General features: G+C 70.7%; 10 protein-coding genes and 3 pseudogenes. 5 read left to right on the forward strand and 8 right to left on the reverse strand.

Annotated elements, in window-relative coordinates:
- Positions 1-403 precede the first annotated feature (403 nt).
- Positions 404-793, reverse strand: a complete 390-nt coding sequence (locus IE245_RS36060) for a hypothetical protein (RefSeq protein ID WP_229852059.1) — start codon at positions 791-793, stop codon at positions 404-406.
- Positions 794-1,123: 330 nt separating this feature from the next.
- A complete protein-coding gene (locus tag IE245_RS36065; protein ID WP_189955610.1) occupies positions 1,124-1,561 on the reverse strand; it encodes a hypothetical protein in 438 nt (145 codons plus the stop codon).
- Positions 1,562-3,650: 2,089 nt separating this feature from the next.
- On the opposite strand from IE245_RS36065, the gene IE245_RS36070 reads away from it, so the two are divergent.
- The 3 genes and pseudogenes from IE245_RS36070 to IE245_RS36080 all read left to right on the forward strand — a co-directional run bounded on the left by IE245_RS36070 (position 3,651) and on the right by IE245_RS36080 (position 7,518).
- Positions 3,651-5,378, forward strand: a complete 1,728-nt coding sequence (locus IE245_RS36070) for an FG-GAP repeat domain-containing protein (RefSeq protein ID WP_189955614.1) — start codon at positions 3,651-3,653, stop codon at positions 5,376-5,378.
- A 240-nt stretch (positions 5,379-5,618) separates the two neighbouring features.
- A pseudogene (locus IE245_RS36075) lies at positions 5,619-6,749 on the forward strand (helicase associated domain-containing protein); the annotation flags it as partial.
- Positions 6,667-7,518: pseudogene (locus IE245_RS36080) on the forward strand (IS630 family transposase). The pseudogenes IE245_RS36075 and IE245_RS36080, both read left to right, overlap by 83 nt.
- Here the strand turns inward: IE245_RS36080 and IE245_RS36085 are convergent.
- Positions 7,515-8,423, reverse strand: a complete 909-nt coding sequence (locus tag IE245_RS36085) for a LysR family transcriptional regulator (protein ID WP_189955616.1) — start codon at positions 8,421-8,423, stop codon at positions 7,515-7,517. The pseudogene IE245_RS36080 and the gene IE245_RS36085 overlap by 4 nt on opposite strands.
- A 72-nt stretch (positions 8,424-8,495) precedes the next feature.
- On the opposite strand from IE245_RS36085, the gene IE245_RS36090 reads away from it, so the two are divergent.
- Both IE245_RS36090 and IE245_RS36095 read left to right on the forward strand, forming a co-directional pair.
- On the forward strand, positions 8,496-8,885 hold the full coding sequence (locus IE245_RS36090; RefSeq protein WP_189955618.1) for a RidA family protein: 390 nt from the start codon (positions 8,496-8,498) through the stop codon (positions 8,883-8,885).
- A gap of 60 nt (positions 8,886-8,945) precedes the next feature.
- A protein-coding gene (locus tag IE245_RS36095) for an IS5 family transposase (protein ID WP_229852065.1) occupies positions 8,946-9,808 on the forward strand; the annotation gives its coding sequence in 2 pieces (ribosomal slippage) (positions 8,946-9,270 and positions 9,270-9,808; 864 coding nt in all).
- A gap of 15 nt (positions 9,809-9,823) precedes the next feature.
- On the opposite strand, the pseudogene IE245_RS36100 reads toward IE245_RS36095, so the two are convergent.
- The 5 genes and pseudogenes from IE245_RS36100 to IE245_RS36120 form a co-directional block, all read right to left on the reverse strand.
- Positions 9,824-10,542: pseudogene (locus IE245_RS36100) on the reverse strand (IS481 family transposase); the annotation flags it as partial.
- Between the two features lie 283 nt (positions 10,543-10,825).
- Entirely contained in the window at positions 10,826-11,275 is a 450-nt protein-coding gene (locus IE245_RS36105) for a hypothetical protein (RefSeq protein WP_189955620.1), read from the reverse strand.
- Positions 11,276-11,487: 212 nt separating this feature from the next.
- Complete coding sequence (locus tag IE245_RS36110; RefSeq protein WP_189955621.1) at positions 11,488-14,244, reverse strand: BAR domain-containing protein; 2,757 nt, start codon at positions 14,242-14,244, stop codon at positions 11,488-11,490.
- Positions 14,241-14,648, reverse strand: coding sequence for a hypothetical protein (locus IE245_RS36115; protein ID WP_189955623.1), 408 nt, complete (start codon positions 14,646-14,648; stop codon positions 14,241-14,243). Before IE245_RS36115 ends, IE245_RS36110 begins: the two co-directional genes overlap by 4 nt.
- 172 nt (positions 14,649-14,820) lie before the next feature.
- Positions 14,821-15,297 carry a hypothetical protein gene (locus IE245_RS36120; protein WP_229852062.1) on the reverse strand — a complete coding sequence of 159 codons (477 nt, stop codon included), beginning with the start codon at positions 15,295-15,297 and terminating at the stop codon, positions 14,821-14,823.
- Positions 15,298-15,433: the final 136 nt, after the last annotated feature.

Below are 15,433 nucleotides of genomic sequence, written 5' to 3' on the forward strand. Positions count from 1 at the left end.
CCCGCGGAGCGGGTCACACCGCGCTGCGCGCGGTGCAACGAAACCCCGCCGCTTCGCGGCGGGGTGAGCCTGCGCTTCGCTTCGGCTTTCAGACCCGCGCTTCGCGCGGGTCTGAACACGCCCGCTTCGCGGGCGTGTTGCTCTCCCGCTTCGCGGGAGAGCCGGCCCTGCGCTTCGCTTCGGGCCGTGCGGCCTGCTCCGCAGGCCTGGTGACGCTCCGTCCGCTTCGCTCCCGGAGGCCGGCTGCTGCGCAGCAGCCGGTTTCGGGGGCTTCCCCCGGCCCCCGAAACCGGGCCGGATCCGCTGCGCTCCCCCCGGCCTGGGGATCCTTACGGCTTCGCCTTCAGGATCCCTTGAGCCCGCTTCGCGGGCAGCTGGCTGCAAGGGAGGCAGCGGGGTGGGGCTATTCGGGCTGGGTGACCGTCAGGGCCCAGCGGACAGTGTCATCTGAGGCGTCGACACCGATGGTGAACGACCCGGGGCGGACCACGCCCGGGTCCAGGGCGACCGAACCTACCCCTGGGATACCGGCGGGACAGTCCACGGTGAAGTCCGCCACCTGATGCCCCTGGGAGTCCATCGTCACGTGCACGGCACCGCCTCCCTCACACGCCACCGTCAGCACCGTCGGCAGACGATCCCACGCTCCGCCCGAAACCACGCCCCCGTCCCCCACCGCCTCTTCCACCCACACCAGACCGTCCGGGCCCGGATGCGGAAGCAGGCCATCAGCCGCTGCCGCCGGTGTGACAGTCATCGCCGCCATCGCGCCGGCGGCCAGCAACGCCACCACAGGCACATTCCTCGTACGCATCACATACTCCCTCCCCTTCGAACACCTGCCACGACAACACCACCCTGCCCGCGGGCGGAGTGGTGGTCATGAGTACTGCTACTCATGACTTCTCGAGAGGCCCGGCAAAGAGGGGCGGCAGGTGTCTATCTCTTTGCCGGTGAGCATGCACGAGACCACTGACAATCCACCGCGGCCAGGAGCAGACTGCGGGTAAGCGCCGGACGGTGGCAGTCGCCTGGCTCGGTGCGCCCGGTGGACGGGGCGGGGGCTGGGCCGGCGCCTGGTGGTGCGGCTGGTTCGGTTGTTTGTCGGCGGGGTGCGGGGAGGTCAGGTCTGATCGGCTTCGTCCCTGGGTGTCCAGGCCCAGGGCTGTACCGCGGGGGGCGGGCCCTCTATGGCGCTGCGGAACTTCTCCTTCAAAGACTTCGGCGGCGCTTCCTTCTCTTCTCGCCGGTGGACGAGCTGGGCCGTGGTCACCCGTATATGACATTCACGATGGCGCTGCTTCACCAGCACGACCCATGCACCGTCCCGAGTACGCAGGGCATGGCGGGCGGGCTCGTCCCCGGGGCGTGCGTGGCGGGCCAGGATGCCCGGCAGGTAGTTGAGGGCCGCGTCCTCGGCGGCCGCGGTCGCCTCTATGGGGTCGGGGCCGATGCGGTGGGTGCCGGTGAGCATCCAGCGGTGCAGCTTCAGGTCCGTGCCGTCGGCATGTTGGGTGGTCCGGGTGTCCTCCTCGATGAGGACATACCAGTCAGCGGTCATGCACGGACCTTACGTGCTGATTGAGGGAGCAGGATGACTGTTGGGTTGATGCAGTATGTAGAGATGGCAGAATCAAGGGGCATCCTGAACGGTTCGTTGCTGGGGCCAGCTTCGGATCAATTCAGCTGCTCAAAACTCGGTGAATCTGCGCAATCATATCCAGAGCTGGAGTCTCCGCAGGTCATACGTGCATGCGCCTGAGACTCTGCGTAGATCCGATGGGTCAGCACAACCGTCACCGGCTCAGACAAGCTGCACAGCCGCAGGTCCGAAGCCTGACAACTACGTACTTCCACTGACCGTCGACACGACCGGGCGCGGAACGGGTACCTCGGCCGGGCCCGGAGAAGGAGGCCGGCCTCCCCGCCGGAGGGGCCCTCCGCCCCGCCCGGACGAGCCGCGCTCGGGCCCCGGGGAGCAGCACCCGCAGAGATGCGCTACGGGGGCTGGGGAGCCCGGCCGGGAGCTCACCGACCCACTCACCACGCGCCCACTGCAGGGCCTATCAGCAGGGCTGTTCACCAGGGAAAACAAGGGGTCGACCTATCAGGTTCAGCCCGCCGCCCACCCGTGGTGAGTCCCACTCACCACGGGCCTGGATTTAACCCCCGATTTGAATCCGCCCGGGGCCCCGACCAGCCACCGCCCACCCCCGCCGAACCCCTGCCCGGCCGCCCTCACGCCCCGCCCGACCGAGGCCGGCGCCCCACCGCCGACCACCACCAGGAACACCCCCGCCCCCATTCCGAAAACCAACCCGAAAACCGAGCCACCCCCGCCGAATTCCTGCACCACACCACGCGCGCCCCCTGACGACACCCACGACGAGCACGGTGCACGCGGACGCGCGCCCAGGCGCACCGCGAGAAAACGGACATACAGGCGTAGGGCCCGGGATGCCGAACAGCACCCCGGGCCCCCCACGAACTCCGTACGACCCCACGTCCCGCGAGCCGCCGTACGCCCGCCTACGCGCCCAGCAGACACCACGGATGACCAGAGAGAACCCGGCGAGACGCTGTGCCGTCTGAGGGGCGCACAGGGCCACTGAAGCCGAGGCGCGGGGCGGCCAGGGGCGCAGGGCGAGCGCGTCAGCCCGCCCGAGCAGGCCGCCAGGCGCGGCCCGCGGCCGCCGAGAACGAGAACGACCAGGCGGACGAGCAAGACAAGGACGAGGACGAGGCGGGGCGATGACGCCGAGGAGGAATCGGCGGGACGAGGAAGCCCGCCCCGGCCGCCGAGGAGGCGTGCACGGCTGTTCCTCGCCCGGAGAACCGGGCGGGGAACAGCGGGAGGCCGGCCGCACGCGCCGGGGGAAGTACGCGTACGACCGGCCCAGGAGGTGTCCACTTCGCTCCGATCACCCGCCTACCCCCACCCACCACGCACACACACGACCACCTTGGCCGGGCAGGGGACGAACGGTCGAAGCGCCCGACGCCAGAACCGACGCAGCCGGCAGAACCCCACTCGAACCACCACCCGCCCCTTCCGGAGCCAGATCCTGCTCTCCCTGATCCACACACTTGTGAGCCGGCAAGCCCATGACAGCCAGGCTCTCCTGTGATGGGCATCTGACGGCAGCAGCTTGGTCACTGCGCGACAGCCATGATCACCACCGCGGTGCACTCTGAGCAGGAAGAGCTCTCCCGCCCCCCTGCTGATACCCATCCGATGCCACCAACGCACCCATTCACACATGGCCGACGACCCGGACGGGACGTACGGGGCATGACTCGCGGAGCTCGGCCTGTCGGAGGCGATCGAGTGGGAGATCCTCGCCGGGTCGAGGTCGACGTGCTGGAGATCCGCGGCTCTCGCCGGTCCTGGGTGAGTCGGAAGTGGCAGGTGATCCTCGATGGCCAGGGCGGTACATGGGCCGGTCGGGGGCGGCGAACCCTGCCGGTGTCCTCGGTCCGTGTTCGGTAGGGGTTGGTGCACAACCTCTTGCGCCGTCCGTGAGTCTGAACGGGCACGGCGTGACCGCGTCCGTTCTTTCCTGGGGGTTGCCTTGCAGTTCCGTACCATCGGCTCTATTCGTCTGGGCTCCTCCATAGCGGCAGTTCTGGCTCTGACAGCCGGCGCGGGCGTGTTCGTCGCGCCCTCGGCAGCGGCCTCCTCCGCCGACTCGTCCGCGGTGCCCTTCCCCTCACTCCTGCCCGGGACGAAGCTGCTCAGCGCGGGGGCCGAGGGCTACGTCCTGTACGTCCCCACCGGTCACCAGGACTACTCGACGTACCGCTGGGTCCCTTACTCTGGCGGCCCGGCCCGCGACTTCACGCCCTTCTATGCCGAGGGGCTGAGCGATGTGTCCGGGGAGCTGCTGGCCGGGACGGACGACGGCTACAACGGCCTGGGCGTCGACCTGAGGACCGGTGAGACCTGGCGTACCGAGCAGCTGCCCGATGTGATCGATGCCCTCTATGTGGGTACCGCCGGGTCGGCCATCGCCCTGAGGCCTGACAACGGTCAGGGGGAGAAGAGTCCTCTGTGGCTGGACACGAAGGACGCGGCGCCTCGCGAGATCCGGGGGTTGCCCGCGGGGACCAGCTATCTGAAGGTGCGGCCGGCCACCGCTACGGTCGGCCTGCTGGATTTTCGTACCGCCGAGGGCGAACAGCGGGTGGGGCTGATCGACCTGGCGACCGTCACGGTGTCGGAGACGTATCCGAGGGTGCAGGCGGTCTCGGCGACCCGGGCGGCGTGGACCGAGGAGGGGAGCCCGGCCTCCGGACGTAACGTGGTGGTCCGCGAGCGGGCGACCGGCAGGCACATGGTCGTCCCGGTGGCGGGCACCGGTCCCCTCGCCGTGGAACTGCTCGGTGACTGGCTGCTGTTCGGGGGTCAGGCGCGGCACCTGGTGACCGGGACGACAGTCACTCTCTTCGATCGGGTCGACGCTCTGTCCACCGCCGCCGATGGAACAGCCGTCGTCGCCCAGGGCGCCCGGGGAGGGAACATCGGCATCCACCGTGTCGTGCTCGGTGCCGACGGCAAGCCCGTCGTGACGTTCGTGGCCCGCGGCACCACCCCGGCCGGCCTCGCCCACGACATCGATGCCGACGGCTACCCCGACCTCCTGGGTCGGGACGCCACGGGGACGCTGTGGCGGGACAGCGCCGCGGACGGGCGCCCCCGGGCGTCGGCAGGCACCGGCTGGCAGGGCTACGACAAGATCGAGGTCGTCGGCGATGCCGCCGTCGCCGGCCGCGGCGACAACTATGCGGCGGACGTCGTCACGCGGGACACGGCCGGTGTCCTCTGGCTCCATCAGGGCAACGGCCGGGGAGGGTTCCTTCCCCGCACGCGAATCGGCGGCGGCTGGCAGGTCTACGACAAGATCGCCGGTGGCAGCGACCTCACCGGAGACGGCCGCCCCGACGTCGTGGCCGTCGACAAGGCCGGTGGGCTCTACCTCTACCAAGGCACCGGTCGCGTCAGCTACCCCTACGAGACCCGCAAGAAGATCGGTACCGGCTGGGGCATCTACAACCAGCTCACCGCGGTCGGCGACATCGGCGGCGCCACGGGCGGTGACCTCGTGGCACGCGACAAGGACGGCCTTCTGTGGCTCTACCTCGGCAAGGGCGACGGCACCTACACCGCCCGCAAGCTCATCGGAGGCGGCTGGCAGGTCTACGGCCAGCTCACCGGCGCCGGGGACGTGAACCACGACGGCCGGACCGACCTCCTCGCCCACGACCCGGTCACCAAGCGGGTCTACCTCTACACCGGGACCGGTGACTGGCGCAGTCCCTTCGCCAAGAGAACCCTCGCGGACGTCCACCCGGGAGCGACGTACAACCACATCGCCTGATCGACCCGGACGAGGAGGAAACGGGCAGCGCGGGCGCGGAGTTCGGTGAGGCCTGGCGGCGGACGGCAGTACGTACTTGGCCGGCCGGGCAGCCGAGACGGGCGACCGCATGCCCAGGGCCGCGGGGTACGGCGTTTCCTCCCCCGTCAGGTACACGCGAACGCAGCCGCCTGCCCGGCCACCACAAGGCCCAGGCCACCCGACAGCCAGCCAGCCCTGAGACAGGGCAGGCCCTCCAGGGCCGCTGAGAAGCTGCCCGCGTCGTCGATCGAGGCCGAGTTCTACGAGCTGGAGGCCGGCCGCCACGTCCCGCCGGACCGCGTGTGGTCGGCGTGGCTGTACGACGACCAGACCGTCTCCGAGCGGCGCGAGGTCCTGCGGCAGTTCGCAGGCGGCATCGACGCCAACAACCGGCGGGTCCACCGCGCCTTCCTCGCCAGCGTTCGCGTCCTCGGGGAAGGCGTCGACATCACCGGCGAGCGGGGAGTCGAGGCCGTCTGTTTCGCCGACACCCGCGGCTCCCAGGTCGAGATCGTGCAGAACATCGGGCGGGCGCTCCGGCTGAACCGCGACGGCAGTACGAAGGTGGCCAGGATCATCGTGCCGGTGTTCCTGGAGCCGAACGAGGACCCCGAGGACATGGTCGCCTCCGCCAGCTTCAAGCCGCTCGTCGCCGTGCTCCAGGGCCTGCGTTCGCACGATGAGCGCCTGGTCGAGCAACTCGCCTCCCGGGCGCTCACGAGCGGCAAGCGCAAGGTGCACCTGCGGCGTGACGAGGACGGGCGGATCGTCGGGACCGCTGGCGGCGCGGGCGACGGTGAGGACCAGGAGGACGACGACACCGACGCTGCTGCCGAATCGGCGCTGCTGCACTTCTCCAGCCCGCGGGATGCCGCGACGGTCGCGGCGTTCCTGCGGACCCGGGTGTACCGGCCGGAGTCGCTGGTGTGGCTGGAGGGCTACCAGGCCCTGCTCCGGTGACGGAAGGAGAACGAGATCACCGGCCTCTACGCCGTCCCGTACGACGTCGAGGTCCAGGTCGAGGCCGGCGTCACCAAAGACTTCCCCCTCGGGCGGTGGGTGCACCAACAGCGCAAGGCGCTGCGGGCCGGGGAGCTGGAGGACCGGCGCAAGACACTGCTGGACGCCCCAGAGGCCGGGATGGTGTGGGAGCCGGGCGAGGAGGCGTGGGAGGCCAAGCTCGCCGCACTGCGGTCCTACCGGAAAGCGACTGGGCACCTCGCGCCGCGGCAGGACGCGGTGTGGGACGACCCGGCCGGCGGCGGCCCTGTGTCTATCGGGCAGCACATGGCCAACCTGCGTCGCAAGGGCGGCCTGGGCAAAGACCCGAAGTGGGCCGCGGAGCGTGCTGGAGTGCGCCGAGGGCCACTCGATCATGGAGGTGTCCCGTCGGCTGCGGGTCACTCCGGACACGGTCCGCACCTGGCGGCGCCGGTTCATCGACCGTGGCCTGGACGGCTTGTGCGACGACCCCAGGCCCGGCGTCCCGAGGAAGATCACCGACGCCGATGTCGAGCGGGTGATCGTCAAGACGCTCGAGGAGACTCCGAAGAACGCGACCCACTGGTCGACCCGGTCGATGGCCGCGGCAACAGGCATGTCGCAGTCGACCATCTCGCGGATCTGGCGGGCGTTCGCCAGTCACGACTACGTCCGGGCCGGCACCACGACCCTGTTCGCCGCCCTCGAGGTCGCCACCGGCAAGGTCATCGGCTCCCTGATCGCCGCCACCGGGCGGCGGAGTTCAAGAAGTTCCTGGCCAAACTCGACAAGGAAGTCTCCGAGGGCCTCGACGTCCATTTCATCCTGGACAACTACGCGACCCACCAGACGCCCGACATCAAGAAGTGGTTGCTGGCCCACCCGCGGTTCCACCTGCACTTCACGCCCACCAGTGCGTCCTGGCTGAACCTGGTCGAGCGGTGGTTCGCCGAACTCACACAGAAGAAGCTCAAGCGCGGCGTCCACCGCTCCGTCCAGGCCCTCGAACGAAACATCCGGGCCTGGCTCACCGACTGGAACGAAACACCCCAGGCCCTTCGTCTGGACGAAGACAACCGACGAAATCCTCGACAAAGTCGCCACCCACTGCCGACGAATCACTGACTCACATCACTAGGGCCTGTCCGACGGATCATGGTTAAGGGCGGCCAAGATGCCTGGGACCAGGGGGTTCAGGTCGTTCCGGCGCCACGCGACGGCGACTCGTGTCCGCACGGTGTCGGGCTCGATCCTGCGGAAGGCAACGCCTTTGAGGCGGATCCGGCGGATGCTCTCCGGGGCCAGTGACACGCCGAGACCAGTTCCAACCAAGGCGCATACGGTCTGCCATTCCACAGCGTGTTGGGCCACTTCGGGAGTGAAGCCCGCGGCGATGCAGAGGTTGGCGATCTGGTCGTACAGCGGCGGGCCGACGGCGCGAGGCAGAAGCACGAAGGGGCAGTCCGCCAACTGCTCGACCCGGACGGTTCGTTGCGCCGCGAGAGGGTGCGAGCTGGGCAAAACGGCCACGAATGGTTCGGTCAGCAAGGTCTCGAACCCGAGCTCCGCGTCATCGGCAGGCGGCTCTCGCAACAGGCCGATGTCGATCGTCCGTTCACGCAGGGCGGCCAGTTGTGGCGTGGTGGTCATCTCCTGGATGTCCATATCCACAGCGGGAAACCGCTCCCGGAAGATGTGCAGCAAGCTGGGGAGGACGGTGAGGGCGAGGGAGGCGGCGAAGCCGATCCGTAGGCGGCCGGCCCTGCCGCTGCCGACTTCTCGGGCTGCGGTCAGGCCCCGTGCGAGGTGGGTGAGGGCATGCCGGGCGGCGGGGAGAAGTTCTCGGCCCGCCGGAGTGAGGCCGATGCGTCCGGGTTCGCGGCTGAACAGGGCGTAGCCGACCTTGTCCTCCAGGCGGCGGATCTGCTGGCTCAGCGGCGGCTGGGCGATGCCCAAGCGGGCAGCGGCGCGGCCGAAGTGGAGTTCTTCGGCGAGCACGACGAAGGCGTGCAGCTGCGGCAGGGGAAGTTCGGGACGCTCCATACGCCTAGAGATATCACTCCACAGCTGAAGGCGTATTAGACGTATCTGCACAGGTCACCTAGCGTTCGGCGCATGACAGAGCGACGTTCCATTCTCAGCGGCTCGACGTTCGAGGAACAGATCGGCTATGCCCGCGCGGTGATCGACGGCGACTGGGTTCATGTGTCCGGGACGACCGGATTCGACTACACCACCATGACGATCGCCGAGGACGTGGTGGAGCAGGCCGAGCAGTGCCTGCGCAACATCGAGGCCGCCCTGAGCGAAGCGAGGTGCACCTTCGCCGACGTCGTACGGGTGCGCTACCTGCTGCCCGACCGAGCCGACTTCGAGCCCTGCTGGCCGACACTGCGTCGCGCGTTCGGCGAGGTCCGGCCGGCCGCCACCATGCTCATGTGCGGCCTCGCCGACTCCCGCATGAAGATCGAGATCGAGGTGTACGCCCGGCGGATCACCGCGTGACCGCCTGATCCGGTCTCGGGGAACGGGGGCACCGTGCCCGAGGTCGAACGAGGCGATCTGATGCATGCCGAGCGGGCACGGCTCGCGCCACTGCTACCCGGCGACGGACGGCCGGGCGGACGGTGGAGCGTCCACCGCACAGTGATCAACGGAATCCCCTTCCACCTGCGCACAGGCGTGCCCTGGCGTGACGTGCCTTCGCAATATGGGCCGTGGAAGACTGTTCATGAGCGTCACCGACGCTGGTCGGCAGGCGGCACTTGGGACAAGATCCTGCGCTCGCTCCTGGCGCACGCTGACGCCGAAGACCGGATCGGCTGGAGCATGGCCGGCATCGATTCCACCTCCTGCCGGGCCCATCAGCACGCGGCCGGCGCACGCACGACGCCCCGCGCATCCCGGGGCGTCGTGCCTTCCCTCCTCGACATCGGCCCGACGAGGGACTGGGGCGTTCGCGGGGTGGTCTGACAAGCAAGATCCATTTGGTCGGCGAGGGCGGACGCCACCCCTTGGCGTTCTCGATCACCCCGGGGCAGTTAGACGACGCTCCACAGCTCGTCCCGGTACTGGAACGTCTGAGCGTCCCCCGGCTCACCACCGGCCGGCCTCGCACGCGCCCCGACCATCTCAGCGGAGACAAGGCGTGCAGTTCCCGCCGCAACCGCAGTTACCTCCGCAGGTGCCAGATCAAGCACACCATTGCCGAACCGCGCAGCGAACGGGCCAACCGGCAACGACGCGGACGTGGAGGCGGCCGACCCGTTGGCTTTGACAAGGTGATTTACAAGCGTCGCAACGAGGTCGAACACACGATCAACTCGCTCAAGAACTTCCGTGCTGTGGCCACGCGTTATGACAAGCGTGCCTACGTCTTCCATGGCACCGTCGCCCTCGCCGCGATCCGCTTATGGCTCCGACCATGATCCGTCGGACAGGTCCTAGGTGTATTGATCCGCAGCGTTGTTGACGCGGCTGATGGGCGGGTGTCCGTCGAGTGCGGTGTGGCAGCGGTGGTGGTTGTAGGTGTGGAGGAAGTCTGCCAGGGCTTCGGTCCGCTCGGTATTCGAGGTGTAGGACCGCAGGTAGGCCCACTCGTCCAGGAGGGTGCGGTTGAAGCGTTCGACCTTGCCGTTCGTCTGCGGCCGGTAGGGCCGGATCTTCTTGTGGGCGATACCGGCCGCGGTGAGAGTCTGCGTGAAGAGCTCGGATTTGTAGCAGGTGCCGTTGTCGGTCAGCACGCGTTCGACGGTGATGCCGTGAGCCTGGAAGAACGCGTTCGCCCGCTGCCAGAAGGCGATCGCGGTGTGCTGGCGTTCGTCGGGCAGGACCTCGCTGTAGGCCAGGCGGGAGTGGTCGTCGACGGCCGAGTGGATGTAGCTGTAGCCGATCACCGGCTTGCAGCTGCGGCGCTGGTCGGTGGTGGCGAGCTTGTTGTCCATCGCGGTGCGACGCGGTCCATGACCTTGTGGCCGCCGCCGTCGGGGATGTTGCCGAGCTTCTTGATGTCGACGTGGACCAGATCGCCGGGCCTGGCGTGTTCGTAGCGGCGGATCGGCTCGCCGGTGGGCCGGTCGAGTCAGGCCAGCCGGTTCAGGCCGTGGCGGAGAAGGATCCGGTGCACGGTCGAGGCGGGCAGGCCCAGGATCGGGCCGATCCGTCAGGATCCGCCTGCCGTGGACGGTCAGCCGGGCATTACGGTGGGACACGAAGACCTCCGTGTGCGGTGAAGCCTAGACACCTCCACCGCACCGGAGGTCTTCGCCATGATCAAGACCAGCCGGCGTTAACAACGCTCGTGATCAATACACCTAGGGCGTGTCCATCCCCCGCGAACGCGGAGCAACCGACGACGAGGGCCGCATCCCACATCGTCCAGGGGCCACCCCCGCACAAGCGGGGAGCAGCGCGAGGCTCTGGCGGGGGCCGTGGCGGAGAAGAGGCTATCCCCGCGTGTGCGGCGCCAGCAGGCCGGGGGCCTGCCCAGACGGCGATGTGGTCTTCGGATCGTCCGGTGCGATCGGGTCGCTGAGGCGTAGCAGGAGTTCGGCGGCGATGTAGCGCATTCGGCCGGTGGTGCTGCGCGGGTCGTAGCCGAGGGTGTTCGCCAGTGCTTCATGGCGGGCTTGGGCGGTGGAGCGGTGCATGCCCAGGGTGGCTGCCGCTGAGCGGAGGCTGTCGGCCTCCACGAGGGTGCGTAGTACGTCCGCGGATCGTCGGTCAGGCGCGGCAAGGGTGCGGACGTCCTGGTGCGGGGCCTGGGGGTCGTGGGCCTGGGCGAGCAGGAACATCGCTCCAAGGTCGGTGGTGTCGACGGTCCGTACGGTGGTGTCGGTCAGCCGGAGTGCGATGATCGCGGCTTCCGAGGACTCGGGCGCCCGGTCGGCGTCCACCCAGGTGCCGATGCCGGCAGGTTCCGCCGGGGCGAGCGTGCCATGGGCGTCAAGATGGCCTTCAGCAGTCCGTACGGGGTGGGGATGATCGTTGATGGCGCACTGGTCTCGGGGACGTCTGCCGGGTCGCCAGGAGCGTCCTACAGCTCGTTCACCAGCTTGGCGGTTAACGGTGACCCGCGGCCTCACGGCGAAGGGTGGCGTTCCCGGTGTCACCACCGTTCGCCCCGCCTTCGTCGTGTCCGCGCGCGTACTGCGTCCAGATCGCCGCGCAGCTCGGCGGTGAAACCGGCGTACGCGGGCGGGATGACGTGACCGTGCGTCTCCGCCAGCGTGAGGGCGTTCTCCCAGACGCCGAGCGCTTCCGCGTGGTGCCCGGAGTCGGCCAGCAGCAGGCCGAGGTGACGGAGGACCCGGGCGAGGTTGAAACCATGGCGCTCGGGGTCTGCCTGCCACGCGGCCTCGTACAGCCGTACGGCGCGGACGGCCATCACGAGGCCCACCTTGTGCCGGCCGGTCGCCACCAGACAGACGGCATAGAGCGACACGCACTTCGCGAGGTCGGCGCGGTGGATCTCGGGCGTGTCGGTGTGGAGGGGGTCGAGGAGCTGGACGCCCTCCCCGGCTGCCGCCAGCGCCTCGTCCGGGCGGGCCGCTTCCAGGAGGAGGTGGCTGAGGTTGGACAGGACACTCGCGAGGTCACGGGCGTGGGCGCCCGGGTTGGTCCGGTGCAGGCGGCGGCGGACGGCGACGGACTCGGCCGTCGCGTCCAGCGCTTCGGCGTGCGGTCCCGCTTCGCTCAGGGTGGCGCCCAGGTCCATCAGAACACCCGCGAGGCCCGGCTCGTGGGCGGCCGGGTCGACGCGGGCCAGGGCGCGCAGGGACTCCACCGCTTGCCGGGTGGCCTTCAGCGACATCTCCTGTCCGCCCAGGGCGGCGAGCGACGCGGCGAGGGTGACGAGACCGGAGGCGAGATGGGGCTCGTGCGCCGCCATGTTCCCTTCGGCGAGCGCGAGCCGGAGGGAGGTGGACTCGCGGGTGGCGACGAGGCCCTCGTCCCAGCGGCGGTGGTTGTTGAGGTGGCCGCCGAGGGCCTGCAGGGCAGCGGCCAGCCCCTCCGTGTGGCTGGGGTCGGCGGCGGCGAGCCGGCGCCAGCGGGCCGTCGCGCTCTCGCTCGCGACCAGGGCCTCCCGGTGCCGGTCGGCCGCCGCGAGCCTCCTGGCGAGATCGGTGAGGAGTCCGGCGTACTGCGGCTCGTGGCGCGCCGGGGCGGCCTCGGCGAGCGGCCGGAGAAGGGCGGCGGCTTCCTCGGTGGCGCGCAGGGCCTCGGACGGGCGCCCGTTGTGGGTGAGGCAGTCCCCGAGCCGGCCGAGGGAGGCGGCGAGCTCCGGGACGTCGTCGTCGAGCTCCCGGGCGGCGTCGACGCTCCGCCGCGCGGCGTCGAGGGCCTCGTCGTCAAGTCCGGCGTTCAGCAGGCGGGTGCTCAGGTGGTGGTAGCCGGCGGCGCGGGCGCGGGGGCTGCCGCCCCGGGTGAGGAGTTCGGCGACCACCCGCCGGGTCAGGGCCGCCATCCCGGCGTTCAGCTCGACATGGCCGTCGGCGGGGAACTCGTTCTCGATGGCGGCCAGCAGCGCGAGGGGGATGTCGTCCAGGGCGGCGAGCGCGCTGAGGGCGGCGCTGCCGGCGGCGAGCGCGAGGCGCGGGGCGTAGGCGAGGGGCGGGTAGAGGTGCCGGGGCCCGACGTGCGGCCAGCGTTGCGCGGCGGCGGCCAGGAAGGTGACCGCCCGCCCGGCGTGCGGTCCGAGCAGGCGGGCGGTCACCTCGGGGGCCCACGCCATGGCGGGGTAGTCGGCGTCGTGCCCCGGAAGCGTGAGGGCGAGGAAGTCCTCGGCGAGCCGGTCGGGGTAGAGCGGCTCCAGGACCGTGCCGCGTTCCGGCTCGGCGGCCGGGTAGCGGTACGCGTGGTCGTCGAGGACCCGGCCGGGGGAATGGCCGGTTCCGAGCTCGGCCACCACGGCCGACGCCGTGGGCCGGTCGAGCGTGCCGGTGAGCGCGGCGGCAAAGACGGCCCGGTTCATGGCCGGCGGCGGCGTGGCGTGCGGTCCGCCCCTGGCGTGCAGGGTGGCCCAGTGCAGGTGCTCCCGGTCGAGCAGGTACACGGTGAGCCCGGCCAAGTCGGCGGGCGGGTGGCGGCCCGAGGCGGTGGCGTCGACGTCGACGAGCGCGGCCATGTGCAGGGCGAGCGTCAGCCCGTACGGGGGCGGGGGCGGGCCGGGCGCGGGCGGGAGCCCGTACCGTTCGGCGAAGGCGGCGCGCGCGGCCCCGTACATCATGGCGGTGTCGGGGGGGTCGGCGAGGAACCGGCTGGAGGTGGCGGCCTCGATGTTGCGGAAAGCGGAGCGGACGGCGGGCCACGCGTCGGCGGTACGGGCGAGCAGCAGCACCCGGGTGCGTACGCCCGGCCGGTGCAGCACCGCGTTTCTCAGGAGCCAGGTGAGGTGGGTGAGGGGCCAGCGGTCGGCGTAGTCGACGACGAGGAGCACCCCCGCGTGCCCGTCGACCGTCACGTCCTCGCTGCCGGGCGGCGGTTGCACCGAACCGGGGCCGTGGAACGCGGTGATCACCCGCCAGCCGGTCCCTTGGGTCTCCTCGGCGAACCGGGCTGCGAGCCGGGTCTTGCCCTGCCCGCCGGGCGCGTGCGTCCAGCGGACGGCGAGCCGGGCCTCTTCGTCGCGCCAGGCGCGTAACTCGGCCAGCTCCGCTTCTCGGCCGGTGAACGGCACCACCTCGAAGCGGGCGTTCAGCATCCGGCTCGGCAGCTCCCGCAGCCAGTCGGGGTCGGCAGCCGGGGCGGGCCGCCAGTTGTGGAGCAGATAGACGGGCGACCCGTCGCCGAAGACGTGGAGGTCCGCCCCGATCACCCCGTACGCGAATCCGGCGTGGGCCGTGACATGTTGTTCGGTGCTCACGCCTCCTGCTGCCCCTGGTGGATCACCGTGCTGCCGTCCAGGACGCCGAACACCCGTCCCTGGTCGTGCGCGATGTTGTACTGGACGGAGCGGGTCGCGCCGCCCTCCGCCGGGAGCAGGGTGCGCAACTCCTCGGCATACTCCGGGTGCGCGGCGAGCAGGGTGCGCAGCCGCAACGCCCAGCCGGGCGCGAGCGCCTGCCGCGCGGCGTCGGCCGCCTCGCCGTCCTCGGCGGCCGCGACGAGCGCGGCGTCCTCGTCGAGCCGGCCCTCGACCTCCGCGCCCTGGCGCCGGAACAGCCGCGCCACGCCCTCCCGGGTGGGCTGCCAGGCGTCGGTGGCCATGGCGGCGACGACGGCCGCGCCGCCGCTCGCGGCCAGGGCGACGATCTGATCCTCCAACACGCTGCCTCCTCAGGGGCCGTACCCGTGGCCGGGCCGGTGTGCACTCCCCTCCGTTCTAACCCGGGACGCTGCTCCGCGAGGCCGGAACCGACGCGTCTGCTCCGTCAGCGCCAGAAGTGGTCGAGCCGGCCGCCGCTCGCCGCGCTGGCGGAACAGGCCACCCCGCCCTGACTCAAGCCGCTGCTCGTCGGCGCCGTTCCTCCCCGTGCCCGACGAGGAGGGACGGCGTCCTGTGGGACAGCCTCGGCGGCAAAAACAGCCCGCGGAGCTTGCCCGGCTCCGGGTCGTGCTCCGGGTCCGGTGTAATGACGGCGTGGCGGCGGGCGGCTTCGGCGGCGGCTTCCTCGCGGGCGACGTCGTCGATGCGGCAAGGTCCGCACACGGACGTGTGCCCGGCACGCACGGCGGTCCGGTACACGGTGATCTCCTCCCAGCGCTCGTCACTGAACTTCCGCCCGCAGCACTTGCACACCGGCTGCTCCGCCTCCCGCTCGGCAGCACGGCGCCGCTCGTCCTCCGCCTCCGCGAGGGCCTCCTGTACGCGGTAGAGGGCGTGGCCTTCGGGGTCGTCGAGCGTGGCCGTCAGTGTCTGCTCCCAGGTGCGTCCCGGCCGCCGCCACACCGCCACGTCGGTGGCGTGCTCCGTCAATTGTTCCAGGGGGGTGACGACGACGGGGACCGCCTGGCGGTAGTCCCCGCGCGGTGCCCGCCTTCTCGTAGAGGGTGTCGTACCGGCGCGGCGCCCAGCAACGTCGGCCGGCCTCCTCCAGCGCGGCGACCGTTCG

The organism is Streptomyces roseolus (genome assembly GCF_014649855.1).
GTDB classification, from domain to species: domain Bacteria; phylum Actinomycetota; class Actinomycetes; order Streptomycetales; family Streptomycetaceae; genus Streptomyces; species Streptomyces roseolus.

Coding starts and splice junctions, on each gene's coding strand:
- IE245_RS36085 (WP_189955616.1), bottom strand. CDS start 8,423: ATGGAGCGTCCCGAACTTCCCCTGCCGCAGCTGCACGCCTTCGTCGTG.
- IE245_RS36065 (WP_189955610.1), bottom strand. CDS start 1,561: ATGACCGCTGACTGGTATGTCCTCATCGAGGAGGACACCCGGACCACC.
- IE245_RS36090 (WP_189955618.1), top strand. CDS start 8,496: ATGACAGAGCGACGTTCCATTCTCAGCGGCTCGACGTTCGAGGAACAG.